Raw genomic sequence first — 22,568 nt, forward strand, 5'->3', positions numbered from 1 at the left:
GAAGATGCATGGGCTGGGCAATGACTTCGTCGTGATCGATGAACGCGCCACTGGTTCGGTGGTCGACGCAGCCATTGCGCGCGCGATCGGTGATCGGCATCGCGGGGTTGGTTTCGATCAGCTCGCGGTCATCAGGCACTCCGCTCAGGCGGATGTTGAGTTGGTGTTTTGGAATGCCGATGGCTCAACCGCTGGGGCCTGTGGAAATGCCACGCGCTGCATCGCGGCCTACGAAATGTGCCAAACGGGCACGGGCACGCTGACATTGCGCACCGAACGCGGCGTCCTGTTCGCACGCGATCTTGGGGATGGGATCACTTCGGTTAACATGGGCCCTCCGCTGCTTGACTGGCGGGACGTGCCGCTGGCCTACGAAATGGACACGTTAGAATTGCCCATCGCGGGCGCACCCACGGCGACTGGCATGGGCAATCCGCATTGCACGTTTTTCGTTGAGGATGCCGAGGCAGTTGACCTTGCGGCCTTTGGCGCGGCCCACGAACATCACTCTTTGTTCCCTGAGCGTACAAATGTTCAAGTCGCACACCTTATCGCGCCAAATCACCTTCGGATGCGCGTGTGGGAGCGTGGGGTGGGAATCACTTTGGCGTCTGGCTCTAGTTCTTGCGCGACGGCTGTCGCGGCTGCGCGGCGGGGCCTGACTGGGCGTCACGTGCGTGTCACGTTGGATGGCGGGGATATCGTGATCGATTGGCGCGACGATGGCGTCTGGATGTCCGGGGCCACGGCCCATGTGTTCAACGGGGTTTGGTTATGAACGCCCCTGTGTTTTCCAATCATGGCTGCCGTCTAAACGCCTATGAAACCGAGGCGATGAGGGAGTTGGCGACGCAAGCGGGCCTAAAGGACGCCGTGATCGTTAACACCTGCGCCGTCACCGCCGAAGCTGTGCGCAAGGCTCGCCAAGATATCCGCAAGCTGCGCCGTACACACCCCGACGCCAAGATCATCGTCACTGGATGCGCTGCCCAAACAGCCCCCGAAAGCTTTGCGGCCATGGAAGAGGTCGACCACGTTGTCGGCAATACGGAAAAAATGCAGCCTCAAACATGGGCCGCCTTTGGAATCGGCACGACCGAACAGGTGCAGGTCGATGATATCATGTCCGTCACTGAGACGGCGGGCCACCTGATCGACGGCTTTGGCACGCGGTCCCGCGCCTACGTGCAGGTCCAAAACGGGTGCGATCACCGCTGCACGTTCTGCATCATTCCCTACGGTCGCGGTAATTCCCGCTCGGTGCCTGCGGGCGTTGTGGTCGAACAGATCAAACGGCTGGTAGGGCGCGGCTATAATGAGGTCGTTTTGACCGGCGTTGACCTAACCTCATGGGGCGCGGATCTGCCCAGCACGCCGAAACTTGGCGACCTGGTTATGCGTATCCTCAAGCTGGTGCCAGACCTGCCTCGCTTGCGCATCAGCTCGATCGATTCGATTGAGGTGGATGAAAACCTGATGCAGGCCATTGCTACCGAGTCGCGTCTGATGCCGCATCTGCACCTCAGCCTGCAACACGGCGCAGACCTGATCCTAAAGCGGATGAAGCGCCGCCACCTGCGCGACGATGCAATCCAATTCTGCCAAGAAGCGCGCCGCCTGCGCCCCGGCATGACCTTTGGCGCCGATATCATTGCGGGCTTTCCGACTGAGACCGAGGCCCACTTTGCCGATAGTCTTAAGCTGGTTGAAGAGTGTGATCTGACGTGGCTCCACGTCTTTCCCTATTCCGCGCGTGAGGGCACGCCAGCCGCCAAAATGCCTGCTGTCGATGGACGCATCATCAAGGATCGCGCCGCTCGGCTGCGCGCCGCTGGTGACGCGCAGGTCCAGAAACATCTTGCGCAATGGGTGGGCACCACGCAGCCTGTCCTGATGGAAAATACTCGCATGGGCCGCACGCCCCACTTTGCCGAAGTAACGTTTGATGCCGACCACCCCGAGGGACAGATCGTGCAGGCGCGGGTCACGGGTGCAGATGGTGCGCAGCTTCGCGGGCAGGGCTGCTAGCGTTGCATCCGAATCCCGCCTTTCGCAAAACCCCTGAAGCGCGCAATCGGGATTACGCGCGGGAACGGGGATTTGGTGTTCTCAGCCTCAATGCTGCTGACAGTGCCGCCAACGGGCCACTGATCTCTCATGTTCCGTTCCTACTGAACGCACAGGGCGATAGTCTTGATCTACACCTCGTCCGCTCCAACCCGATCCTGCGGCGGCTTAAGGATGGCGCGCAGCCAGCGGTGATCGCGGTATCCGGTCCCGATGGATATATTTCACCCGATTGGTACGAAGTTCCCGATCAGGTGCCGACATGGAACTACGTGGCCGTGCACCTGCGCGGCACGCTTGGTGTACTTCCGCAAACGGACATGCACGAAATGCTAGACCGTGAATCCGCGCATTTCGAAGCACTCCTGCCGCACAAGACGCCTTGGACGACCGATAAAATGACGCCCGAGGTGCTGGAAAGCATGATGCGTCAGATCGTGCCCTGCCGCATGACCGTCACCGCGACCGAAGGCACATGGAAGTTGAACCAGAATAAATCTGACGATGTTCGCCTGCGCGCTGCTGATCAAATGGAGGCTTTTGGCACCGGCCAAGAGGTCCGGCTTTTGGCGGCCCTTATGCGCGGCCCCTTTTCTCCATAGGGACACCGCGCTAGCTTTACCCAGAATAGGATATCCCAGGGAGGGGTCATGAAACTTTTGGCGTCTGATGCATCGCCTTACGCGCGCAAAGTCCGCGTATTGCTATTGGAAACCGAACAAAGCGACGTGGAGGTCGTGGACACCAAAACCAACCCCATGGCCAATGTCCCCGAACTGTCCGCGGCCAACCCTGTGGGCAAAATTCCAGCGCTTTTACGTGATGAAGGCCCTGCGCTGTATGATAGCCGCGTAATCAGCCGCTTCCTGAACGCCCGCGCCGATGCCGCGTTGTACCCCGATGCCCGCTTGTGGGAGACTTTGACCCTAGAGGCCACAGGCGACGCGATCATGGATGCCGCGATAGGTATCGTTTATGAACAAAGGCTCCGCCCCGAGGAATTGCATTGGCCCACGTGGTTCGATGCGCAATGGGGTAAAGTTGAGCGCGCGCTTGATGCGCTGGGCGCCCGCTGGATGAGCCACCTGCACGGTCCCGTTGATGCCGGTCACATCGCCGTTGGCTGCGCGCTGGGCTATCTCGACCTGCGCCACGCAGACCGGAACTGGCGCGCTGGGCGTGACGTGCTGGCCGCGTGGGAAAAGGATTTTGCCGCGCGCCCCGCCATGCTGCAAACCAAACCAGCATGAAGGACCAGCCGCACATGCGCGTCGAAGAAACCCACGATATCGCCGCTTGTCAGGCCATCCGCCGTGCCGTGTTCATCGAGGAACAGGGCGTCAGCGAGGCTGAGGAAATGGACGGCCTTGATGACGATTGCCACCACTACTTGTTGTGGGATGGAGAGGTCGCGATCGCCACGCTGCGGGTCAAGCCGATGGATGAAACGGCTAAAATTCAACGCGTTGCCGTTCTCAAGGCGCATCGGGGCAAGGGGGCAGGCGCGCTTTTGATGCAAACCGTCGTGCGTGAACTGCCCCAAGACGGATTTTCCAAGGCGGTCTTGGGCAGCCAAGTCACCGCGATCCCGTTTTACGCCAAGTTAGGGTTCACGGTTTATGGCCCCGTCTATGATGACGCCGGGATCGATCACCGAGAGATGGAAATGACGCTCGCACCCCCCGTTTGGGATTAAGTTATGACCGCTCCGCGACAATCGGGCGCACCTGCGCGCGTTTGTCCGCTGGGCACTGCTCGCTAGGTCCTGCTAGAAGGCACCAAATTTGGGCGCAAAGGGATTCCCGCGCGCCCTGTTTCGTTTGAACCGCTGGGGCGCGCGAGGCGTCCGGTACACAACACGGGAGATACCTACGTGTCACACGCAGACGATCAGACCGACACTCGTCGGGATTTTCTCTACTACGCCACCGCTGGTGTGGGGGCTGTCACGGTCGGCGCCGGGGTTTGGCCCCTCGTTAACCAGATGAACCCCTCCGCGGACGTACAGGCCCTGTCCTCCATTGAAGTGGACGTTTCGGGCGTTGTTGAAGGAACGCAGATTAGCGTTCTGTTCTTGGGCAAGCCCGTGTTCATTCGCCGCCGCACAGCCGAAGAAATTGAAGCTGCGCGCACCGTTGAGCTGGGCGACCTGCTCGATGGCGAAGCTCGGAACCGCAATATCAGCGGCGCTGACGCTGCTGATGAAAACCGCGCGTTGGACGAAACCGGCGAATGGCTCGTGATGATCGGGGTGTGTACGCACCTTGGTTGTGTGCCAATCGGTGACGGTGCTGGTGACTACGGTGGGTGGTTCTGCCCCTGCCACGGTTCGCACTACGACACCTCAGGTCGGATTCGCCGTGGCCCGGCGCCCGAAAACCTGCCCATCCCCGTTGCGTCTTTCGTCAACGAAACAACAATTAAACTCGGTTAATCAGGGAGAAATACGACCATGTCCGGAATTCCCCACGACCACTACGAACCAACAACCGGCGGTGAAAAGTGGCTGCACAAGCGGCTGCCAATCGTAGGTTTGTTGTACGATACATTGATGCTGCCCACCCCCAAGAACCTCAACTGGATGTGGATCTGGGGCATCGTGCTGACGTTTACGCTAGCGCTGCAGATCATCACCGGTATCGTTCTGGTGATGCACTACACGCCCCACGTGGACTTCGCGTTCGCCTCCGTTGAGCACATCATGCGCAACGTGAACGGCGGTTGGGCTCTGCGGTATCTGCACATGAACGGCGCGTCGCTGTTCTTTGTTGCGGTCTACCTGCACATCTTCCGCGGCCTCTACTACGGCTCGTACAAAGCACCCCGCGAAGTCACATGGATCATCGGTATGCTGATCTACTTGTTGATGATGGGTACTGCGTTCATGGGCTACGTGCTGCCATGGGGTCAGATGTCCTTCTGGGGCGCGACCGTGATCACTGGCCTGTTTGGCGCTATCCCGTTCATCGGTGAAGGCCTGCAAACATGGCTGCTGGGCGGACCCGCCGTGGACAACGCCACACTGAACCGCTTCTTCTCACTGCACTATTTGCTGCCCTTCGTGATTGCCGGTCTCGTGATCGTGCACATCTGGGCCTTCCACACCACGGGCAACAACAACCCAACCGGTGTCGAAGTTCGCCGCACGTCGAAAGCAGAAGCCGAGAAAGACACACTGCCGTTCTGGCCCTACTTCGTGATCAAGGACCTGTTTGCACTGGCTCTGATCCTCGCTGTGTTCTTCGCCATCGTGGGCTTCATGCCCAACTACCTTGGCCACCCCGATAACTACATCGAGGCCAACGCCTTGGCGACGCCCGCACACATCGTGCCCGAATGGTACTTCTTGCCGTTCTACGCGATCCTGCGTGCATTTGATGACACCGTCTGGCTCGTGCAACTTGTGGGCTTCCTCACAGGTGGCATCGTCGACGCGAAGTTCTTTGGTGTGGTTGCGATGTTCGGCGCGATTGTTGTGATGGCGCTTGTGCCATGGCTCGACACGTCCAACGTCCGTTCCGGCCGCTACCGCCCAATGTTCAAGTGGTGGTTCTGGATCTTCGTGGTGAACTTCGTGGTTCTGACTTGGGTTGGCGCAATGCCCGCCGAAGGCATCTACCCGGTCATCGCTCTGATTGGTGCAACATACTGGTTCGCCTACTTCCTCGTGATCCTGCCCCTTCTGGGCGTCCTCGAGAAGCCAGACGTTCAGCCTGCAACGATCGAAGATGACTTTAACGCCAAATTCAAGTCCTCGGATGGCAAAGACGGCGCACCTGCCGCCTCGCCAGCCGAATAAGACAGGGGACTCTGACACATGTTCAAGAAACTTGCGATCACCGCAGCAGCACTTACGGCCTTGGCAGGAACTCCTGCCATCGCCGCTGGCGGCGCTGGTTATGTGACCGACTATGCCTTCTCCTTCGAAGGCCCATTCGGCAAATTTGACCAGAACCAACTGCAACGCGGCCTCAAGGTCTACACCGAGATCTGCGCCTCCTGCCACGGCCTACAGTACGTGCCCTTCCGCACCCTGTCGGACGAAGGCGGCGTCGGTCTCCCCGAAGACCAGATGAAAGCCTACACATCCAACTTCGAAGTCTGGGATTCGTCCCTGAACGACGGCGAAGGCGACTACCGTCAGGCGGTTCCGTCCGACAACTTCCCCGCCGTGAACGGCGTTGGCGCACCGGACCTGTCCCTGATGGCAAAGGCGCGCGCTGGTTTCCACGGCCCCTATGGCCTTGGCACAAACCAGTTGTTCAAAGGCATGGGCGGCGCGGAATACATCGCATCCCTGCTGGCGGGCTACACCGGTGAAGAAAAAGAAGAAGCTGGCACCGTTTTGTACGAAAACAAAGCGTTCCCCGGCGGCTGGATTTCCATGGCGCCCCCACTTTGGGGCGACGATCTTGAGTTTGACGATGGTGCGGCAACGGACCTGGAATCGATCGCTCAGGACGTCTCGGCCTTCTTGATGTGGACCGCTGAGCCCAAGATGATGGCACGTCAACAGATGGGTCTGACCTCTGTTCTGTTGCTGTCTCTGCTGACGGTTCTGCTTTACCTCACCAACAAACGCCTCTGGGCGCCGGTGAAGAAGAAAGCCAAAGCTTCCGGCCAACCCGCTGAATAAGCGCGTTAGTCATGATTGAAAAAGGGCGCGGGCTGGTCTCGCGCCCTTTTTTCATGTTGAGGGCCTGCCTGCTGCCCGCTAGACCAATGCTCGCAAAGGAGCACTGCCCATGTCGATGAATTCTTTCGGACATCTCTTCCGCGTCACCACTTGGGGCGAAAGCCACGGGCCCGCATTGGGGGCCACGGTTGATGGCTGTCCCCCCGGTATCGCGGTGGATGAAGCGTTCCTTCAGCAGTGGCTGGACAAGCGTAAGCCCGGTCAGAATAAGAACACCACACAACGCAAAGAACCCGATGCCGTGCGCATCCTGTCGGGCATGTTTGAGGGCCGCACCACAGGCACTCCGATTCAGCTGATGATCGAAAACACCGATCAACGCTCCAAGGATTACGGCGACATCGTCGAGAAATTTCGCCCCGGCCATGCGGACATCACCTATTGGCAGAAATACGGTATCCGTGATTATCGTGGCGGTGGTCGGTCCAGCGCGCGCGAAACGGCCGCTAGGGTTGCGGCGGGCGGTATTGCCCGTGCCGCACTGGCGCAGATGGTGCCGGAACTTCAGATCACCGGTTATATGGTCCAGATGGGTGCGCTTGGGATTGATCGCGCACAGTTCGATTGGGATGAAATTGGGCGCAACGATTTTTGGTGCCCGGACCCACAGGCCGCCAGCGCGTTTGAGGCGCACTTGGATTGGCTCCGCAAGGATGATCATAATTCCGTCGGTGCCGTGATCGAGGTAACCGCCCGTGGGATTCCCGCAGGTCTTGGCGCACCGATTTATGGCAAGCTGGATACCGATCTGGCCGCTGCGATGATGTCGATCAATGCTGTCAAAGGTGTGGAAATCGGTGAAGGCATGGCCGCAGCTGCGCTTACGGGACGCGACAACGCGGATGAGATTTTCATGGGCCCTAACGGTCCGGAATATAGCTCAAACCACGCGGGCGGTATTTTGGGCGGGATCAGCACGGGCCAAGACGTCGTTGTACGGTTTGCGGTCAAGCCAACGTCGAGCATCCTGTCGGAACGGCGTACCATCACCAAGTCCGGCGAAGAGACTACGATCATCACCAAAGGTCGCCACGATCCTTGCGTCGGCATTCGCGCCGTCCCCGTAGGAGAGGCGATGATGGCCTGCGTTCTGTTGGATCATATCCTGCTGCACCGTGGGCAAGTTGGTGAAAACCAAGGCGCGATTGGCTAGCCGCTAGGCGCGCATTCGGCTGACCTGAACAGCCAGAATGCCGCCTGCGATGACAATAACGCCCACTGCGTCCGCAACGCCCAAACGCTCGCCCAACAATAGGGCGGCGACGACCACTCCGAAGAACGGATTGAGAAAGTGGAACGTCGCGGCAGGTGTCGCGCCGATACGCTCGACCAATGTGAACCAAACCCACGTTGCCGCCAGCCCGGGCACCAGCGTGGTGTAGGCCAGCGCACTGATCAACCGGGGCGACCATGTGACGTCCCATGTCTCAAGTGCAAAACCAATCGGCGCCAGAACGGCTGAGCCGACCAGCATTTGTAGCCCCACCACCATCATCAGATTGCCGCCCCCCGACACGCCGCGCATCGCCAAGGTTGCCGCTGTCAACGCCACGACCCCGATCAGGCAAAAAGCCACGCCCCAGATATCGGCGCCGCCCTGCAATCGGGTTCCCATGATCAACGCGACACCCACTGTGCCTGCAATCAATCCGGCCACGCCCAATGCGCGGGTACGTTCCCCAAATAAGACCCAAATGCAGACAGCCACCAGCAGGGGCATCACGCTTGCGATAATCGCCGCAAGTGACGCTTCGATCCACTGCATCGCAACAAAGTTCAGCCCCAGGTACAGCGCGTTTTGGCAAACGCCAAACACCACAACCGCGGACCATTGCCCCCGGGTGAGCCGCACGGTCTGACCCATGGCAAACGCCAACGCTACACCAATCCCGCCAGAGATCAAAAACCGCAGCGCCAGCGACAAAATCGGTGGTGCTTCGGCCACGATGATCCGAGCCGATGTAAAGGCCGAAGACCACATAAGGGCAAAGGCCAGCCCCAGAAAAAGTGCGCGAATATCCATGGGCTTCCTATCACACGGCTGTCGTCAAAGAAAAAGGGCCGCCCGAAGACGACCCTTAAAATCTACGCTCGAAAAGCGCTTAGCCGTTCACGCTGTCTTTCAGCGCTTTGGCGATGGTCATTTTCACGACCTTGTCAGCGTCTTTCTTGAACTGCTCACCGGTGGCGGGGTTGCGCACCATACGCTCGGGGCGCTCACGGCAGGCAATTTTGCCGATGCCGGGCAGTGTCACGGCGCCACCGCCGGAAACTTCGGACGTGATCAGTTCGCAGATTGCGTCCAGTGCGGCGCCTGCTGACTTTTTGTCCGTATCCATCTTTTCTGCCAATGCGGCCACAAGCTGGGTCTTTGTCATTGGTTTAGTTGCCATGTCGATCTCCTCAAAGCTTTAACCCTGGCGGTTGTTTCATATAATTCTAGCCGAATGATGTGGGGACACACAACAAGTTGTGTGCCCTGACCCCCAGTTTTCTACGTTATTTTGCCCTTTTAGAGGAAAGCGGTCTCTTCAAAGCTGCGTAATTTGCGCGAATGCAGCCGTTCGAGTGGCATTTCGCGCAGGCTCTCCATGGCGCGGATCCCAATGAGCAGATGCCGACTGACCTGCGACTTGTAAAAACTCGATGCCATTCCGGGCAATTTCAACTCTCCGTGGAGAGGTTTATCCGACACACACAGCAGCGTCCCGTAGGGCACGCGAAAGCGGAAACCATTGGCCGCGATGGTCGCACTTTCCATGTCCAACGCCACCGCCCGTGATTGGCTCAGCCGTTTGACCGGGCCGGATGTCTCTCGCAATTCCCAGTTGCGGTTATCAATCGTGGCAACAGTGCCCGTGCGCATGATCCGCTTCAGCTCATAGCCCTCCAGCTCAGTCACCTCGGCCACGGCGGTTTCCAGCGCGATCTGCACTTCGGCCAAGGCAGGGATCGGCACCCAAACGGGCAGGTCATCGTCCAACACATGGTCTTCGCGCAGATAGGCATGGGCCAGTACGAAATCCCCCAACGACTGAGAGTTCCGCAGCCCAGCACAATGCCCCACCATCAGCCAAACATGTGGGCGCAGTACGGCAATATGGTCCGTCGCGGTTTTGGCATTGGACGGACCAACGCCGATATTAACCAATGTGATGCCCGCCTCCTTGCCGCGCTTCAGGTGATAGGTCGGCATTTGGGGCATCTTGGCGGGCTCGGGCAGATCACCATCGGGGTCCGTCAGGACAACATTGCCGGGCCCAATCAACGCGGTATACCCCGACGCCGGGTCCCGCAGGGCCGCACGGGCGTATGCCACGAATTCATCAACATAGAATTGGTAATTGGTGAACAGCACGTGGTTTTGAAAATGCTCAGCGTCAGTCGCGGTGTAATGCGCCAGCCGCGCGAGCGAATAATCGATGCGTTGCGCGGTAAACGGTGCCAGCGGTTTCGCGCCATCCTCAAAGGCAAACCCCACCCCATTGGCGATATCGTCATTCGTTGTGCTTAGGTCCGGAACATCGAAAATATCCCGCATCAAAAAGGGCAAAACCCCGTCTTGGGGCACGCTAAGGCTGTCGTCGTTGAGCACCGCAAAATGGATCGGGATCGGCGTTTGTGACCAACCAATCCACACGCCAACATCATGGTTCTGGATCAGCAGCGCGATCTGCTGGGTCAAGTAATGCGCAAACAGATCAGGGCGTGTGATCGTGGTCGCATAGACGCCGGGCTCTGCTACGTGGCCAAAGCTTAGTCGGCTGTCAGCATGCCCGTAGCTGCGTGTCGTTAAACGGATTTCGGGGTAATAGGCCCGAAACCGGCAGCCCGGATCACCCTCGGCCGTGGCGCGGTTAAACGCGGCGTTCAAAAATCCGGTGGCTTCGGTGTACAGCCGTTGAAGCTCGGCCACTGCGGCGGCAGGGTCCGTGAAACGTGTGGGTTCCGCGTCTGGCGGGCTCGAGATTTTGGTCGTCGCGCGGGGGGCGTTCATAGGGTCAATTCCGTTAGCTCAAATTTCGTGACATCCACCAGTCCAAGGTCACTGATCCGCAGGGCGGGGATGACCACAAGTGCCAGCAGAGAATGCTGCATATAGGCGTTGTTGAGGGTGCAACCACAGGCCTGCATTGCGGCGACCATGGCGTCCGCTTTGGCCGCGACTTCCTTGGCGGGACTGTCCGACATCAGCCCCGCAATGGGCAGCTCAACCAAGGCCAACTCGCGCCCGTCTTGCCATACCGTGACGCCGCCGCCGACCTGCGCAAGACGGTTCGCCGCCAATGCCATATCCGCGCGCGATGTGCCCACAACGATCATGTGGTGACTGTCGTGCGCCACGGTCGAGGCCATGGCCATCGGCCCGCTATAGCCAAAGCCCGCGACGAACGCGTTGCTCACACCGCCCGTGCCTTTGTGCCGTTCCACAAGCGCGATCTGACAGGTGTCGCCGGTGCCCTCAATCAGGCCGTCACGCACAGGCAGTTCGCGGATCAAGGCCTCCGTTGGGGCTTGGTTCTCGACCACGCCGATGACGCGGCAGGTTGCGGTTTCACCGCTGCCCGCAATCTCAAAATCCCGCGCAGTCAGGGGCTTACCCAGGTGAACGGTGTTTCGCGCAGACGTTGGCCAATCGATATGTGGGCATGTCGCGCGCAACACGCCGCCCTCTGCCACGACCTCACCCAAGGCGATAACCATCTCAATCGGCAGGTCTTCTAGCGAAGAGGTCAGGATTAGATCTGCACGCCGCCCGGGCGCAATGGACCCCAACTCGCGCTCTAGGCCAAAGTGTGTGGCGGTGTTGATTGTGGCCATTTGCAGGGCAATCAACGGGTCACAGCCGCAGGCAATCGCATGGCGCACCACACGGTCCATGTGCCCGTCATTCACCAACGTACCGGAATGGCAATCATCGGTGCACAGGATGAAATTACGCGGATCAAGGCCGCGCTCCGTGATGGCGGTGATCTGGCTTTCAACGTCATACCAAGCCGAACCAAGCCGCATCATGGACCGCATCCCTTGGCGCACGCGGGCGATGGCGTCGTTCTCACATGTGCCTTCATGGTCATCCGCCGGACCGCCCGCCGCATAGGCATGAAACGCAGGCCCCAAATCCGGAGAGGCATAGTGCCCCCCGATGGTTTTGCCCGCCCGCGCGGTGGCGGCCATTTCGGCCAGCATCTTGGGGTCGCCGTTCACCACGCCGGGAAAGTTCATCATCTCACCCAAGCCGATGATCCCGGGCCATGCCATCGCCTCGGCCACGTCGTCGGGGGTGATCTCATGGCCGGTGGTTTCTAGCCCGGGCGCAGAGGGCGCACAGGACGGCATCTGGGTGAAAATGCTGATGGGTTGCAACAGCGCCTCATCATGCATCAAAAGCACACCGCGTAGGCCCAAAACATTCGCGATTTCATGGGGATCGGTGAACATAGAGGTCGTGCCATGGGGGATGACGGCGGCGGCGAATTCGGCTGGGGTCAGCATCCCGCTCTCGATGTGCATATGGGCGTCGCACAGGCCCGGAATGACATAGCGCCCGGCTGCGTCGATCACCTGGGTATCTGGGCCAATACAATGGCTTGCGTCTGGGCCGACATAGGCGAAACGCCCATGCGATATGGCGATCTCCCACTCAAGGATTTCACGGGTGTGCACGTTTACCACGCGGCCGCCACGGACCACGGTTTGCGCAGGCGTTCGCCCGGCGGCTACGGCAATTAATGTGGGGGCGCAGTCCGCCCAAGACGTAATATCTTTTGCTTGCATAAGGCACGCTGACACGGGCAGGCTACAGGCGCAAGACGGGAGCGCGGCCAATGGACTATGATACGATCTCTGCCGAGGCATTCGGCGCGGGTCTGCGTGGTTTTGGGATCAACCTGTTGGTCGTGGATGTCGCGGATGAGGTGGCGTTTTTGACCGACGTGTTTGGCATGACAGCCCATCGCGTCTCGGCTGATTTTGCGATTTTGGTTTTGGGTGAGGCGGTGTTTCAATTGCACAGCGATGGCACCTATCACGCCAACCCACTGCTTGGATTGGTCCCCGAAAATCCGCCGCGCGGGGGCGGGGCGGAATTTCGGCTATATGACATCGCGCCAGAGGTTGCGGTGGCGCGTGCGACGGTTCGGGGTGATGTGATTTTGCAGCCCCCAACGGACAAACCCCACGGCCTCTGCGAGGCTTACATTCTATCGCCCAGCGGATACGCTTGGGTGCCATCAAGGCCCCTGAAAAGCTAGGGCCACAATGTATACATTAAAGTATACATTAAACGGGAGGAAAAACATGGACGGTGCAGGCGCGAATATCGCGAATTGGACGGAGCGGGTGGATATGGCTGCGGCCTTCCGCTGGACGGCGCGGATGGACATGCACGAAGGGGTGGCCAACCACTTTTCGCTATCGATCAATGAGGACGGTTCCAAGTTTTTGATGAACCCGAACATGATGCATTTTTCGCGTATCCGTGCGAGCGACCTGATCGTCGTAGATGCCAACGACCCCGAGACGTTGCAGGGGCCGAATGCACCCGATGAAACGGCGTGGGGGTTGCACCGTGGCTTGCACCGTTTGTGCCCGCATGCGCGTTGCGCGATGCACGTCCATTCGCCCTATGCGACTGTTCTGGCCTGCCTCAAGGACCCGGTTCTGCCCCCGCTGGAACAGAACGCCGCGATGTTCTTTAACCGGATCGCGGTGGACCCTGCTTATGGTGGCCTCGCGCTAGAGGAAGAAGGCGCGCGCTGTGCCAAACTGTTGGACGACCCGCGCAAGAAGGTCCTTGTGATGGGCAACCACGGCGTGATGGTGATTGGCGATACCGTGGGTGAGACGTTTGGCCGGCTCTATTACTTTGAGCGGGCCTGCGCGAATTACATCCGTGCGCTACAAACGGGTCAGCCGCTGAACATCCTGTCCGACGAGGTTGCAGAAAAAACCGCCCGTGAGATTGAGGAGTATTCTGGCGACGATGAGAAATTCTTGTCGGAGCTAAAGGCGCTTCTTGACGCAGAGGGCGATAGCTACGCGACTTAGCGGTTCAATTTCGCCGCAAAGTGCTGGACAATGCAGCCAACCTTTCACCCGCGCGGATATCTGCGCGGGATTAACCAGGAGCCTACCATGCATTTGAAAACGATTGCCGCTGCTACATTGACCGCCGGTGCCCTTAGCACCACTGCCGCCTTTGCCGATTGCGGTGAAGTTTCGATCACCGAGATGGACTGGGCCTCTGCGGCGGTTGTTACATCGGTTGCAAGTTTCTTGATGCAGCAGGGCTATGGCTGCGATGTGACCGTGGTGCCTACGACAACGGTGCCCGCGATGGCGTCCGTTGCGGAAACGGGCCAGCCGGACATCCTGACGGAGCTGTGGACCAGCTACACCGAGGTCTATGACGACCTGATCGCCGAGGGCAAACTGACCGAAATGTCCAAGGTGTTGTCGGATGGCGGCGTTGAGGCGTGGTGGGTCCCTGCCTATCTGGTCGAAGAAAACCCTGCGTTGGCTACGTTGGAAGGTATTCGTGCGAACCCCGAACTGGTCGGTGGGTTGTTCCACGATTGTGTCACCGGCTGGGGCTGTGACGTGACAAACTTCAACAATCTCAAGGCCGCAGGGCTGGTTGATGCGGGCATCGAGCGTTTCAAACACGGCTCCGGTGAGACGCTGGCCGCCGCACTGGCTGCTGCTTATGAGGCGCGTGAGCCGTGGTTCGGCTATTACTGGGCGCCGACTTCGGTGCTGGGCAAATACCCGATGGTGCAGGTCGAATTCCCGCCATATGACGCGGATATCCACACCTGTAACGGGCTAGAGGATTGTGCCACGCCGGGTCTGTCGGCCTATCCCCGCGCCAACGTTGTGACAGCCGCAACCACCGCATTCGCGGAGCGGGAGCCTGCGGTGGCGGAATTCCTGACCAAGATGTCCTTTACCAACGCCCAAATGGGCGCAGTTTTGGCGGCACAAGAAGCCGATAGCCTGTCGAACGAAGAAGCAGCCGTGCTGTTCCTGACGACTTACCCTGATGTTTGGTCCGCTTGGCTTGACGATGAGGCAAAGGCCAAATTGGCCGCGCTGATTAAATAAGCGCGTGGCATACGAGGGGGTATTTGATGCGCTAGGCCTACGTGCCTGGTGCGATGCTGCGGGGGACAACGCGCCCCTATCGATGGCAGATTTGCTGGCCAGCACAGGCGCGGCAGGTGAGGGAGGCGGCGTGCCGTTCCCTTCGCTTGATGTGTTGCATGAGGCCTGCCCCCAAATTGCCCAAACCCGGGATGTGACCGCCGCGCTAGAGGATGGCTTTTTGGCGATGCGGCCTGAGCTAAAGCTGGTGTTGGACCCGATCACGCAGCCCCTGTCGTGGATGCTGGACAGCGCGTTGTGGTTTTTCACGAGCGTGCCGTGGTGGGTGCTGTTGCCCGCGTTGGTTTACTTGGCATGGACCGTTTCGCGGTCCCGTGGGGTGACGCTGTTTGTGGCGCTGTCGTTCTTGGGGCTTGGGGTGATTGATCACCTTGAGGTCGCGCTAGAGACGCTCTCGATTATTTTTGTGTGTACGTCGATATCGGTAGTGTTGGGCGTGCCCATTGGCATTGCGATGTCGCGCAGCAAAGCGGTGCAGCGTGGGATCGTACCGATATTGGACCTGCTGCAAACGTTACCGACATTTGTGTATTTGATCCCGCTGATATTCTTGTTTTCGGTAACGGAATCAAAGCTGTATGGGATTGCGATTATTCTATATGCGATCGTCCCGGTGATCCGATTGACGGATCTGGGTATTCGTTTGGTGGACCGTGACGTGATTGAGGCGGCGGATGCATTTGGCATGTCGCAGCGTCAAAAGCTATGGAAAGTGCAGTTGCCGCTCGCGCTGCCGAACATCATGGCAGGGGTGAACCAGACCATCATGATGAGCCTTGCGATGGTTGTCATTGCCAGCCTTGTGTCGGCGCCGGGATTGGGTGTTCTGGTCTTGCGCGGGATTCGTAATTTGGAATTGGGCGTGGGGCTGGTGGCGGGCATCGGCATCGTATTGTTGGCGGTCATTTTGGACCGTACGTCCAAGGCGGCGTTGGCGCGTGTGGATCGGGCAGGAAAAGCCGAATGAGTGCGCCGAAAATCGCCCTGCGCGGCTTGTACAAAATCTTTGGCCCCGATGATGCGGCAATGATGGCGCATGTTCGGAATGGCATGGGCAAGGCCGAGCTTTTGGAACGGCACAAACATGTGCTGGGGTTAGAGGACATCTCGGTCGATATGCAGCCCGGAGAAATCACGGTTGTGATGGGGCTGTCTGGGTCCGGGAAATCGACGTTGATCCGGCATTTGAACCGGTTGATTGAGCCGACGGCGGGCGAAATCCTGTTGGATGGTGAGGATGTGACCGCGCTGGGCCCTGATGCGCTGCGCCGGTTGCGCCAAAAACGCATGTCGATGGTGTTTCAAAAGTTTGCTTTGCTGCCGCACCGGACGGTTCTGCAAAATGCGGCGACCGCACTAGAGGTGCAGGGCGTTGACCGCCCGACCCGCGAGACAGAGGCGCAAAAGTGGCTCAAACGCGTGGGGTTGGACGGCTATGAGGGCCGGTATCCCGCGCAGCTGTCGGGCGGTATGCAGCAGCGTGTCGGGATTGCGCGGGCGCTGACCTCAAACGCGGATATCATGTTGATGGATGAGGCGTTTTCCGCGTTGGACCCGTTGATCCGGACGGACATGCAGAACCTGCTGTTGGAGCTACAGCTTGAGCTGAAAAAAACGATCGTGTTTATCACACACGATTTGGATGAGGCCCTGAAGCTGGCGGACCATTTGGTGATCCTGAAGGATGGTGCTGTGGTTCAGCAAGGAGAGCCGCAGGGGATTCTGTTGGCCCCGGCAGATCCCTACATTGAGGATTTTGTGCGCGATATTAACCGTGCGCGGGTGCTGCGTGTTCGGTCGGTCATGGGGCCGGTGCAGGACCGCGCCTGTGCGGGCGACGTGGACCCGGACGACACGCTAGAGGCGTTGATCGCACGCTCGGGCGGAGAAACGAACCTATGCTACCGCGTTGTTCGTAATGGCGAAACTCTGGGTCAAATCGATATGCGGGATTTGGTGCGTGCTTTGGTTCCGCGCGGGGTGGCAGGGCGCCATTAGCCCCAAAAGTTACAAAAAACCGCCTCTGATCACGGGGCTGAATTTTTTTCTTGATCGGTTTTGAAATTGGCCGCATATGCGCGATTATAGACGCCAACGCACGCGCCTCTGGCGAGGTGGGCATAGCACCCACGCGGTTACGTAGCGACGGTAACGTCTCTGTTTGGAAGTGAGCGGTCTGAGCCGGGGGAACCCGGAATGGCCGGGTCTGATTGGAGATGACCATGAACGCATACGTAGCCGACCTGTCGGGTCGCACCCCTATCCGTGCGCGCACCCGCGCTGAAACCTACATCGACGCCAATAGCTTTGACTGTCCGACCCTTGTGGTGGATGTCGATGCCGTGGAAACGCAGTTTCGCGCACTGGCCGCAGGCCTTGGACATGCGCATATTCATTACGCGGTCAAAGCGAATCCGCATGAGGCTATTTTGGCCCGTTTGGTAGCGCTTGGGTCGGGGTTTGATGCGGCCTCGCGTGGTGAGATCGCGATGTGCCTTGAGGCGGGCGCGCGGCCCGATCAGATTTCGTTCGGCAACACGATCAAGCGCGCTTCGGATGTGGCGTGGGCCCATGGCGTGGGCATCACCTTGTTTGCCGCCGATGCGGAAGAAGAGCTTGAGAAAATCGCCGCCAACGCCCCCGGTGCGCGGGTGTATATTCGTGTGATCGTCGACAACCCAGAGGCCGACTGGCCCCTGTCGCGCAAGTTTGGCTGTGCCGCGGACAAGGTTTTGTCACTGCTCGGCCACGCCCGGATGTTGGGGCTGGACCCGCATGGTTTGTCGTTCCACGTCGGATCCCAAACGCGTGAGGCGCGGATGTGGGAGGGGACGCTGGATCAGGTGGCGGCCATCTGGCACCGTGCCTTGGACGACGGGTTTGCGTTGCAACTGCTGAACATCGGGGGCGGGTTTCCTGCGTTTTATGGCCAAGACATTGAGGCCCCCACCGCCTATGCCACCCGCGTGATGGAGCGTATCACCGCCCGTTTTGGCGACGTGCCGCACATTATGGCGGAGCCCGGCCGGGGTCTTGTGGCGGAGGCCGGTGCGATTGCTGCCGAGGTGATGTTGGTGTCGCGGAAATCTGACGATGATCTGCACCGGTGGGTGTATTTGGACATCGGCAAATTCTCGGGGCTGGCAGAAACCATTGATGAGGCGATCCGCTATCAATTTATCACGCCCCGCGATGGGGATGAGTTGGGGGCCTGTGTTTTGGCCGGGCCGTCGTGCGACAGCGCGGATGTTCTGTACGAACAGCGTCCGATCCAGTTGCCGCTGTCGCTGCAGGCGGGGGATAAGGTGATTATCCGCAATTGCGGGGCCTATACCTCTACCTACAGCTCGGTTGGGTTCAACGGGTTTCCGCCGCTGGACGTGGTTGTGATCTAGGCGAAAGCCGCCTCAAGCGCGATTTCGACCATGTCGCCAAAGCTTGATTGGCGCTCCTGCGGAGGGAGCGCCTCATGCGTCAAAAGGTGGTCGGATACCGTCAGGACCGACAGTGCGCGGCAGTTGTGGCGGGCGGCGAGGATATAAAGCTCTGCGGTTTCCATCTCTACCGCGAGGATGTCGTGGCGGGTCATCTGTTCATTCAGGTCGGGGCGTTCGTCGTAAAAAGTGTCAGAGCTATAGATGCCACCGACATGAACCGTGCTGTTTTTGGCCTTGGCGGCGGTGTGGGCGGCTTGCAGCAAGTGGAAATCGGCGCAAGGGGCGAAGTTTAGTTCCTTGAAGATGGTTGAAGATGGGGTGGACACAGTACTGGCTGTCATCGCGAGGATTACGTCGCGTATGCCCACGTATTCTTGCATCGCGCCGGTCGAGCCGATGCGGATCAGTGTCTTGGTACCGTAGGTTTTGATCAACTCATTGGCATAGATCGAGAGGCTTGCCATCCCCATGCCGGAGCCGTGGATCGTGACGGGATTGCCGCGCCATGTGCCAGTGTAGCCGAGCATTCCGCGCACTGCGTTGACCTCTTTTGGGGCGTCGAGAAAGGTTTCGGCGGCCCATTTGGCGCGCATCGGGTCACCGGGCATCAGAACGGTTTCGGCAATGTCGCCGGGTTGGGCGGAAATATGGGGTGTCATGGCGCGTCTCCTGTTGTTGAAACACACCTAGCCGATTGCGTTAGTCTGGCAAACAGGCAGCAAGCGCTTCAAAACTTTGCTCAATGCTAAGGTGCCGTCCGTCACCGAAAAACGCCTCTAGCCGGGGGAGGGCAGCAATGGCTTGGTCCAGTTGGGGGTCATTGCCCCGTTCATAGAGGCCGGATTGCACCATCATTTCGGCCCGATCATAGGCCCCAATGAGGCGGCGCGCTTGGCTAAGCATGGCATTTTCCGGCTCGGTCGCGGCGTCCGGCAAGCACCGAGACACAGAGCGCAGCACATCAATTGCGGGATATCGCCCGCGTTCCGCGATTTCGCGATTAAGAAGGATGTGCCCATCGAGAAGTCCACGCAGAATGTCGGCCACGGGTTCCTCCATGTCGGAGCCCGCGACGAGAACGGACATTACGGCGGTGATCATGCCTTGGCCTTTTGTGCCCGGACCAGCCCGTTCGCTAAGCGCGGCGAGCGCGTGGGTCAGGCTGGGGGGAAAGCCGCGCATATTTGCCTCTTCGCCGGCGGAAACCGCAACCTCGCGGTAGGCTTCGGCAAAGCGGGTGAGGCTGTCGGCAAGGAACAGGACATGCGCGCCTTGATCGCGGAAATGTTCTGCGATGGTCATCGCGGTCCAAGCCGCGCGGCGGCGTAGGTTAGGCGCCATATCAGAGGTCGCGGCGACAATAATGCTCCGCTCCATTCCTTCGGGGCCGAGGGCCTTTTGAATGAATTCCTGTAGCTCGCGCCCGCGTTCGCCGATCAGCGCGATCACTGTGACATCGGCGGGCACACGTTTGGCCAGGCGCCCCAAAAGGGTCGATTTCCCGACGCCAGAGCCTGCAAACAGCCCGATCCGTTGCCCCTTGGCTAAGGGTAGAAACGTGTCCATCACGCCCACCCCGGTCTGAAGACGTTCGCCCATGATTTGGCGCGCGTGCGCGGGCGGCGCGGGGGCGTGGACGGATTTTGACAAGGGGCCTGTTGTGATCGTGCTGCCATCCATTGGGACGCCGAACGGGTCAAGGACGTGGCCGATCCAACTGTTGTCCGGGGCCAAAAGTGGCGCGCCCAATAGTTTGACTGGCGTGCCAATCGCCACCCCGTCAAGTGATCCGTAGGGCATGATTGTCACCGTGTCCGTGCTGAGCCGGGTGATCTCACCGTGGTGATTCTGTCCGTGTTCCGCCGAAAAGCTGACCTCATCGCCCTGACGCGCGACCTTTGAAAGCCCCGCGACCACAAGGGCGTTGGCGTTGATTTCAGTGACATATCCCAAATCATACACAGGCTTCAGGCGCGCGACTTCCTTGCGCAAGGTCGTGAAAAGCTCGGCGGTAACCATAATGATGTTTTCCGTTTGTTCCTTACTCTTTCTAAAGGAATCACAGTTAAGGCTTGGTTGAGATTAATCGGAGGAGAAGCCCCGATGCTTGAGAAAATTGGAATACTAAATCTAGCGACGGACAAAGCCCGCCATGCAGCGGCCCGTCAGGAAGTGGCGGCACGTAATGTAGCCAACGCCGACACCCCGGGGTATCGCGCCCGGGATGTGACTGAGTTCAAGGCTGAGCTTGATCCAGGCTTTAGGGCGCGTCGCACCCATCCCGCACATTTTGACTTTTCTGCGCCGCGAAATGAGTGGCGCGAGATCGACGCCGGTGGCGCGGCTGATCCCAACGGTAACAGCGTGTCCTTGGATGAAGAGGTTCTGCGATCCGTTCAGGCGGAGCGAGACCATAGCCGTGCCATCACCGTCTATCAGGCTTCGCTTGGCGTTTTGCGCGCTGGGCTTGGCCGTAGGTAAGGAGTTTAGATCATGGGTTTTTCCAACACACTTGAGGTTCTTGCGAGCGGCATGAAAAGCCAGTCTCAGCGGCTGCGCCATGTCTCAGAGAATATCGCCAATGCCGACACCCCCGGTTACCGCCGCAAGATGGTGTCGTTTGAGGCGATGGTGAAGGCCGGTGAAAAGTCCGGCGCGGTCCAATTGGGGCCGGTGCAGTTGGATCAGAGCGATCTGCCAAAGGTGCATGACCCTTCCCATCCGTTGGCGAGCGAAACAGGCCACTACGACGGGTCAAACGTCGATCTGTTGATCGAATTGGCCGACGCCCGAGAGGCGCAACGGTCCTATGAAGCCAATCTCAAGATGTTTGAGCAGACACGGAAGATGTCAAACAAACTCAATGAGATAATGAGACAGTAAGGGAGAGATGAGAGATGGATATTCGTTCTTCTTTTGCGCAGCAAGCTTATGGTGCCGGACGGTCGATTGCACAGCCCAAGCCTCAAGAGCAAGCGGCCGCTGGACCGGATTTTGCCAAGATCGCGCAGAATTTTGCGCAGACCGTTCAACAGGGTGAGGCGCAGGCCCAAGCGGCCATGACAACCGGGGCTGACCCGCATGCGTTGGTCACCGCGTTGGCTGAAACCAGCCTTGCGGTCGAGACAGCCGTCACGGTGCGCGACAAGGTCGTCGAAGCCTATCAGGAAATTTTGAGGATGCCGGTATGAGGGGTCTGTTTCATGGATGAGTTCATCTTTTACGACACGATGCGACAGGGGCTGTGGGCGGCACTTTTGATGTCCACGCCGATCCTGACCGTAGCCCTCGTGGTGGGCCTGATCATCGGCTTGGTGCAGGCGCTGACGTCTATTCAGGAAATGACACTGACCTTCGTGCCGAAACTTGGCGCCATTATGGTCGTGTTTTGGGCCACGATGGGTTTCATGAGTACGGTCCTGACGGACTTTTTCGGGGATACGATCATTCCCCTGATCGTGAGCATCTGATGTCAGACGGGATTTATACCACGCTGACGCGGCAGTCCGGCCTGATGCGGGAAATGAGCATGGTGGCCAACAACGTCGCCAACGCCTCGACGACCGGTTACCGCGCTGAGGGGCTGATCTTCTCGGAGCACGTCAAGGACTTGGGTGAGGGACAGCCTTCGCTATCGATGGCTACAGGCAACGGGCATGTCACTCGCTCGGTACAAGGTGCGCTGAGCCAGACGAATGGCACCTATGATTTGGCGATCGAAGGTGACGGTTTTTTCCAAGTTGAGGGTTCTGAGGGCGAAATTCAGCTGACCCGTGCGGGTGCGTTTTTGCCCAATGATGCCGGTGATCTTGTGACGCCAGAGGGCTTGCGGGTTTTGGATGCGGGCGGTGCCCCGATCTTTATCCCGCCTGACGTGAGCGATGTGCACATCAGCAGTGATGGCACACTCAGCGCCGATGGCCGTCTGCTTGCGCAGATCGGATTGGTGATGCCCGAAGATATCAACTCCCTCGACCGGACAAATGGGGTGAGCTTCACCACCAAAGGTGCGCTGGAACCGGTTGAAAACGGGCGCGTCCTGCAAGGGTTTCTTGAGGGATCAAACGTCGACGCGGTCTCTGAGATTTCTCGGATGATCCAAGTGCAACACGCCTACCAGATGGGCCAAGGCTTCATGGAGCGGGAGGACGAGCGCATGCGCTCTGTGACCCAGCTTATTGGCCGATAGAAAAAGGAGACCA

26 protein-coding genes are annotated in these 22,568 nt (G+C 59.2%); 20 read left to right on the top strand and 6 right to left on the bottom strand.

The features are described 5' to 3' along the window. From dapF to aroC, 9 genes are all read left to right on the top strand, one after another. On the top strand, positions 1-778 hold a 778-nt coding region (gene dapF, locus AC4GMC_RS01595), incomplete at its 5' end, for a diaminopimelate epimerase (RefSeq protein ID WP_487880510.1). Further along, positions 775-2,028 carry a tRNA (N(6)-L-threonylcarbamoyladenosine(37)-C(2))-methylthiotransferase MtaB gene (mtaB, locus tag AC4GMC_RS01600; RefSeq protein WP_487876247.1) on the top strand — a complete coding sequence of 418 codons (1,254 nt, stop codon included), beginning with the start codon at positions 775-777 and terminating at the stop codon, positions 2,026-2,028. The genes dapF and mtaB, both read left to right, overlap by 4 nt. A gap of 2 nt (positions 2,029-2,030) precedes the next feature. Next, positions 2,031-2,669, top strand: coding sequence for an FMN-binding negative transcriptional regulator (locus AC4GMC_RS01605; RefSeq protein ID WP_487876248.1), 639 nt, complete (start codon positions 2,031-2,033; stop codon positions 2,667-2,669). A 48-nt stretch (positions 2,670-2,717) separates the two neighbouring features. After that, positions 2,718-3,317 carry a glutathione S-transferase family protein gene (locus tag AC4GMC_RS01610; RefSeq protein ID WP_487876249.1) on the top strand — a complete coding sequence of 200 codons (600 nt, stop codon included), beginning with the start codon at positions 2,718-2,720 and terminating at the stop codon, positions 3,315-3,317. Positions 3,318-3,331: 14 nt separating this feature from the next. Beyond that, positions 3,332-3,763 carry a GNAT family N-acetyltransferase gene (locus AC4GMC_RS01615; RefSeq protein WP_487876250.1) on the top strand — a complete coding sequence of 144 codons (432 nt, stop codon included), beginning with the start codon at positions 3,332-3,334 and terminating at the stop codon, positions 3,761-3,763. A 177-nt stretch (positions 3,764-3,940) separates the two neighbouring features. After that, a complete protein-coding gene (petA, locus tag AC4GMC_RS01620; protein ID WP_038004043.1) occupies positions 3,941-4,501 on the top strand; it encodes a ubiquinol-cytochrome c reductase iron-sulfur subunit in 561 nt (186 codons plus the stop codon). An 18-nt stretch (positions 4,502-4,519) separates the two neighbouring features. Beyond that, a complete protein-coding gene (gene petB / locus AC4GMC_RS01625; protein ID WP_038004045.1) occupies positions 4,520-5,866 on the top strand; it encodes a cytochrome b in 1,347 nt (448 codons plus the stop codon). 18 nt (positions 5,867-5,884) lie between these two features. Continuing rightward, on the top strand, positions 5,885-6,703 hold the full coding sequence (locus tag AC4GMC_RS01630; protein WP_487876251.1) for a cytochrome c1: 819 nt from the start codon (positions 5,885-5,887) through the stop codon (positions 6,701-6,703). 109 nt (positions 6,704-6,812) lie between these two features. Then, positions 6,813-7,916 (top strand): chorismate synthase, encoded by a 1,104-nt coding sequence (aroC, locus tag AC4GMC_RS01635; protein WP_487876252.1) that lies wholly within the window; start codon positions 6,813-6,815, stop codon positions 7,914-7,916. Positions 7,917-7,919: 3 nt separating this feature from the next. Here the strand turns inward: aroC and AC4GMC_RS01640 are convergent, their stop codons facing one another. From AC4GMC_RS01640 to ade, 4 genes are all read right to left on the bottom strand, one after another. Beyond that, positions 7,920-8,786 carry a DMT family transporter gene (locus AC4GMC_RS01640; RefSeq protein ID WP_487876253.1) on the bottom strand — a complete coding sequence of 289 codons (867 nt, stop codon included), beginning with the start codon at positions 8,784-8,786 and terminating at the stop codon, positions 7,920-7,922. A 79-nt stretch (positions 8,787-8,865) separates the two neighbouring features. Then, the gene (locus AC4GMC_RS01645) at positions 8,866-9,156 is read right to left on the bottom strand and encodes an HU family DNA-binding protein (protein ID WP_487876254.1); all 291 of its coding nucleotides are present in this window, start codon (positions 9,154-9,156) and stop codon (positions 8,866-8,868) included. Between the two features lie 119 nt (positions 9,157-9,275). Beyond that, the gene (locus AC4GMC_RS01650; protein WP_487876255.1) at positions 9,276-10,760 is read right to left on the bottom strand and encodes an AMP nucleosidase; all 1,485 of its coding nucleotides are present in this window, start codon (positions 10,758-10,760) and stop codon (positions 9,276-9,278) included. After that, entirely contained in the window at positions 10,757-12,541 is a 1,785-nt protein-coding gene (gene ade, locus AC4GMC_RS01655) for an adenine deaminase (protein WP_487876256.1), read from the bottom strand. Before ade ends, AC4GMC_RS01650 begins: the two co-directional genes overlap by 4 nt. Before the next feature lie 50 nt (positions 12,542-12,591). Here ade and AC4GMC_RS01660 point away from each other — a divergent pair, with 50 nt between their 5' ends. The 6 genes from AC4GMC_RS01660 to AC4GMC_RS01685 all read left to right on the top strand — a co-directional run bounded on the left by AC4GMC_RS01660 (position 12,592) and on the right by AC4GMC_RS01685 (position 18,324). Next, positions 12,592-13,017: a VOC family protein gene (locus AC4GMC_RS01660; protein ID WP_487876257.1), complete on the top strand. Its 426-nt coding sequence runs from the start codon at positions 12,592-12,594 to the stop codon at positions 13,015-13,017. A 46-nt stretch (positions 13,018-13,063) separates the two neighbouring features. Next, positions 13,064-13,813: a class II aldolase and adducin N-terminal domain-containing protein gene (locus AC4GMC_RS01665; protein WP_487876258.1), complete on the top strand. Its 750-nt coding sequence runs from the start codon at positions 13,064-13,066 to the stop codon at positions 13,811-13,813. An 87-nt stretch (positions 13,814-13,900) separates the two neighbouring features. Further along, a complete protein-coding gene (locus AC4GMC_RS01670) occupies positions 13,901-14,869 on the top strand; it encodes a glycine betaine ABC transporter substrate-binding protein (protein WP_487876259.1) in 969 nt (322 codons plus the stop codon). Positions 14,870-14,951: 82 nt separating this feature from the next. Then, entirely contained in the window at positions 14,952-15,896 is a 945-nt protein-coding gene (locus AC4GMC_RS01675; RefSeq protein ID WP_487876260.1) for an ABC transporter permease, read from the top strand. Beyond that, positions 15,893-16,927 (top strand): quaternary amine ABC transporter ATP-binding protein, encoded by a 1,035-nt coding sequence (locus tag AC4GMC_RS01680; RefSeq protein ID WP_487876261.1) that lies wholly within the window; start codon positions 15,893-15,895, stop codon positions 16,925-16,927. Before AC4GMC_RS01675 ends, AC4GMC_RS01680 begins: the two co-directional genes overlap by 4 nt. Positions 16,928-17,151: 224 nt before the next feature. Further along, on the top strand, positions 17,152-18,324 hold the full coding sequence (locus AC4GMC_RS01685) for a type III PLP-dependent enzyme (protein ID WP_487878285.1): 1,173 nt from the start codon (positions 17,152-17,154) through the stop codon (positions 18,322-18,324). Here AC4GMC_RS01685 and deoD read toward each other — a convergent pair. Together deoD and AC4GMC_RS01695 are read right to left on the bottom strand one after the other, a co-directional pair. Further along, positions 18,321-19,025 carry a purine-nucleoside phosphorylase gene (deoD, locus tag AC4GMC_RS01690; protein ID WP_487878286.1) on the bottom strand — a complete coding sequence of 235 codons (705 nt, stop codon included), beginning with the start codon at positions 19,023-19,025 and terminating at the stop codon, positions 18,321-18,323. The genes AC4GMC_RS01685 and deoD overlap by 4 nt on opposite strands. Before the next feature lie 40 nt (positions 19,026-19,065). Continuing rightward, the gene (locus tag AC4GMC_RS01695) at positions 19,066-20,385 is read right to left on the bottom strand and encodes a FliI/YscN family ATPase (protein ID WP_487878287.1); all 1,320 of its coding nucleotides are present in this window, start codon (positions 20,383-20,385) and stop codon (positions 19,066-19,068) included. Positions 20,386-20,469: 84 nt separating this feature from the next. Here AC4GMC_RS01695 and AC4GMC_RS01700 point away from each other — a divergent pair, with 84 nt between their 5' ends. The 5 genes from AC4GMC_RS01700 to AC4GMC_RS01720 are packed head-to-tail and all read left to right on the top strand — an operon-like array spanning position 20,470 to position 22,555. Then, positions 20,470-20,847: a FlgB family protein gene (locus AC4GMC_RS01700; RefSeq protein ID WP_038004060.1), complete on the top strand. Its 378-nt coding sequence runs from the start codon at positions 20,470-20,472 to the stop codon at positions 20,845-20,847. 9 nt (positions 20,848-20,856) lie between these two features. Next, a complete protein-coding gene (flgC, locus tag AC4GMC_RS01705; protein ID WP_116904364.1) occupies positions 20,857-21,249 on the top strand; it encodes a flagellar basal body rod protein FlgC in 393 nt (130 codons plus the stop codon). Positions 21,250-21,263: 14 nt separating this feature from the next. Further along, the gene (gene fliE / locus AC4GMC_RS01710) at positions 21,264-21,557 is read left to right on the top strand and encodes a flagellar hook-basal body complex protein FliE (RefSeq protein WP_487878288.1); all 294 of its coding nucleotides are present in this window, start codon (positions 21,264-21,266) and stop codon (positions 21,555-21,557) included. 12 nt (positions 21,558-21,569) lie between these two features. Continuing rightward, positions 21,570-21,836 (top strand): flagellar biosynthetic protein FliQ, encoded by a 267-nt coding sequence (locus tag AC4GMC_RS01715; protein WP_058124332.1) that lies wholly within the window; start codon positions 21,570-21,572, stop codon positions 21,834-21,836. Beyond that, positions 21,836-22,555: a flagellar hook-basal body complex protein gene (locus AC4GMC_RS01720; protein WP_487878167.1), complete on the top strand. Its 720-nt coding sequence runs from the start codon at positions 21,836-21,838 to the stop codon at positions 22,553-22,555. The genes AC4GMC_RS01715 and AC4GMC_RS01720 overlap by 1 nt, the downstream gene beginning before the upstream one ends. The last annotated feature ends 13 nt before the right edge of the window (positions 22,556-22,568 follow it).

It is taken from the genome of Thalassobacter sp. (assembly GCF_982993085.1).

Bases quoted from the DNA above. Each gene is read 5' to 3' on its own strand.
- ade (WP_487876256.1), bottom strand. From the start codon at position 12,541: ATGCAAGCAAAAGATATTACGTCTTGGGCGGACTGCGCCCCCACATTA.
- AC4GMC_RS01670 (WP_487876259.1), top strand. From the start codon at position 13,901: ATGCATTTGAAAACGATTGCCGCTGCTACATTGACCGCCGGTGCCCTT.
- aroC (WP_487876252.1), top strand. From the start codon at position 6,813: ATGTCGATGAATTCTTTCGGACATCTCTTCCGCGTCACCACTTGGGGC.
- AC4GMC_RS01680 (WP_487876261.1), top strand. From the start codon at position 15,893: ATGAGTGCGCCGAAAATCGCCCTGCGCGGCTTGTACAAAATCTTTGGC.
- AC4GMC_RS01650 (WP_487876255.1), bottom strand. From the start codon at position 10,760: ATGAACGCCCCCCGCGCGACGACCAAAATCTCGAGCCCGCCAGACGCG.
- AC4GMC_RS01615 (WP_487876250.1), top strand. From the start codon at position 3,332: ATGCGCGTCGAAGAAACCCACGATATCGCCGCTTGTCAGGCCATCCGC.
- AC4GMC_RS01715 (WP_058124332.1), top strand. From the start codon at position 21,570: ATGGATGAGTTCATCTTTTACGACACGATGCGACAGGGGCTGTGGGCG.
- AC4GMC_RS01630 (WP_487876251.1), top strand. From the start codon at position 5,885: ATGTTCAAGAAACTTGCGATCACCGCAGCAGCACTTACGGCCTTGGCA.
- deoD (WP_487878286.1), bottom strand. From the start codon at position 19,025: ATGACACCCCATATTTCCGCCCAACCCGGCGACATTGCCGAAACCGTT.
- AC4GMC_RS01610 (WP_487876249.1), top strand. From the start codon at position 2,718: ATGAAACTTTTGGCGTCTGATGCATCGCCTTACGCGCGCAAAGTCCGC.
- petB (WP_038004045.1), top strand. From the start codon at position 4,520: ATGTCCGGAATTCCCCACGACCACTACGAACCAACAACCGGCGGTGAA.
- AC4GMC_RS01675 (WP_487876260.1), top strand. From the start codon at position 14,952: ATGGCAGATTTGCTGGCCAGCACAGGCGCGGCAGGTGAGGGAGGCGGC.
- mtaB (WP_487876247.1), top strand. From the start codon at position 775: ATGAACGCCCCTGTGTTTTCCAATCATGGCTGCCGTCTAAACGCCTAT.
- AC4GMC_RS01645 (WP_487876254.1), bottom strand. From the start codon at position 9,156: ATGGCAACTAAACCAATGACAAAGACCCAGCTTGTGGCCGCATTGGCA.
- AC4GMC_RS01695 (WP_487878287.1), bottom strand. From the start codon at position 20,385: ATGGTTACCGCCGAGCTTTTCACGACCTTGCGCAAGGAAGTCGCGCGC.
- AC4GMC_RS01665 (WP_487876258.1), top strand. From the start codon at position 13,064: ATGGACGGTGCAGGCGCGAATATCGCGAATTGGACGGAGCGGGTGGAT.
- AC4GMC_RS01640 (WP_487876253.1), bottom strand. From the start codon at position 8,786: ATGGATATTCGCGCACTTTTTCTGGGGCTGGCCTTTGCCCTTATGTGG.
- AC4GMC_RS01660 (WP_487876257.1), top strand. From the start codon at position 12,592: ATGGACTATGATACGATCTCTGCCGAGGCATTCGGCGCGGGTCTGCGT.
- fliE (WP_487878288.1), top strand. From the start codon at position 21,264: ATGGATATTCGTTCTTCTTTTGCGCAGCAAGCTTATGGTGCCGGACGG.
- AC4GMC_RS01685 (WP_487878285.1), top strand. From the start codon at position 17,152: ATGAACGCATACGTAGCCGACCTGTCGGGTCGCACCCCTATCCGTGCG.
- AC4GMC_RS01700 (WP_038004060.1), top strand. From the start codon at position 20,470: ATGCTTGAGAAAATTGGAATACTAAATCTAGCGACGGACAAAGCCCGC.
- AC4GMC_RS01720 (WP_487878167.1), top strand. From the start codon at position 21,836: ATGTCAGACGGGATTTATACCACGCTGACGCGGCAGTCCGGCCTGATG.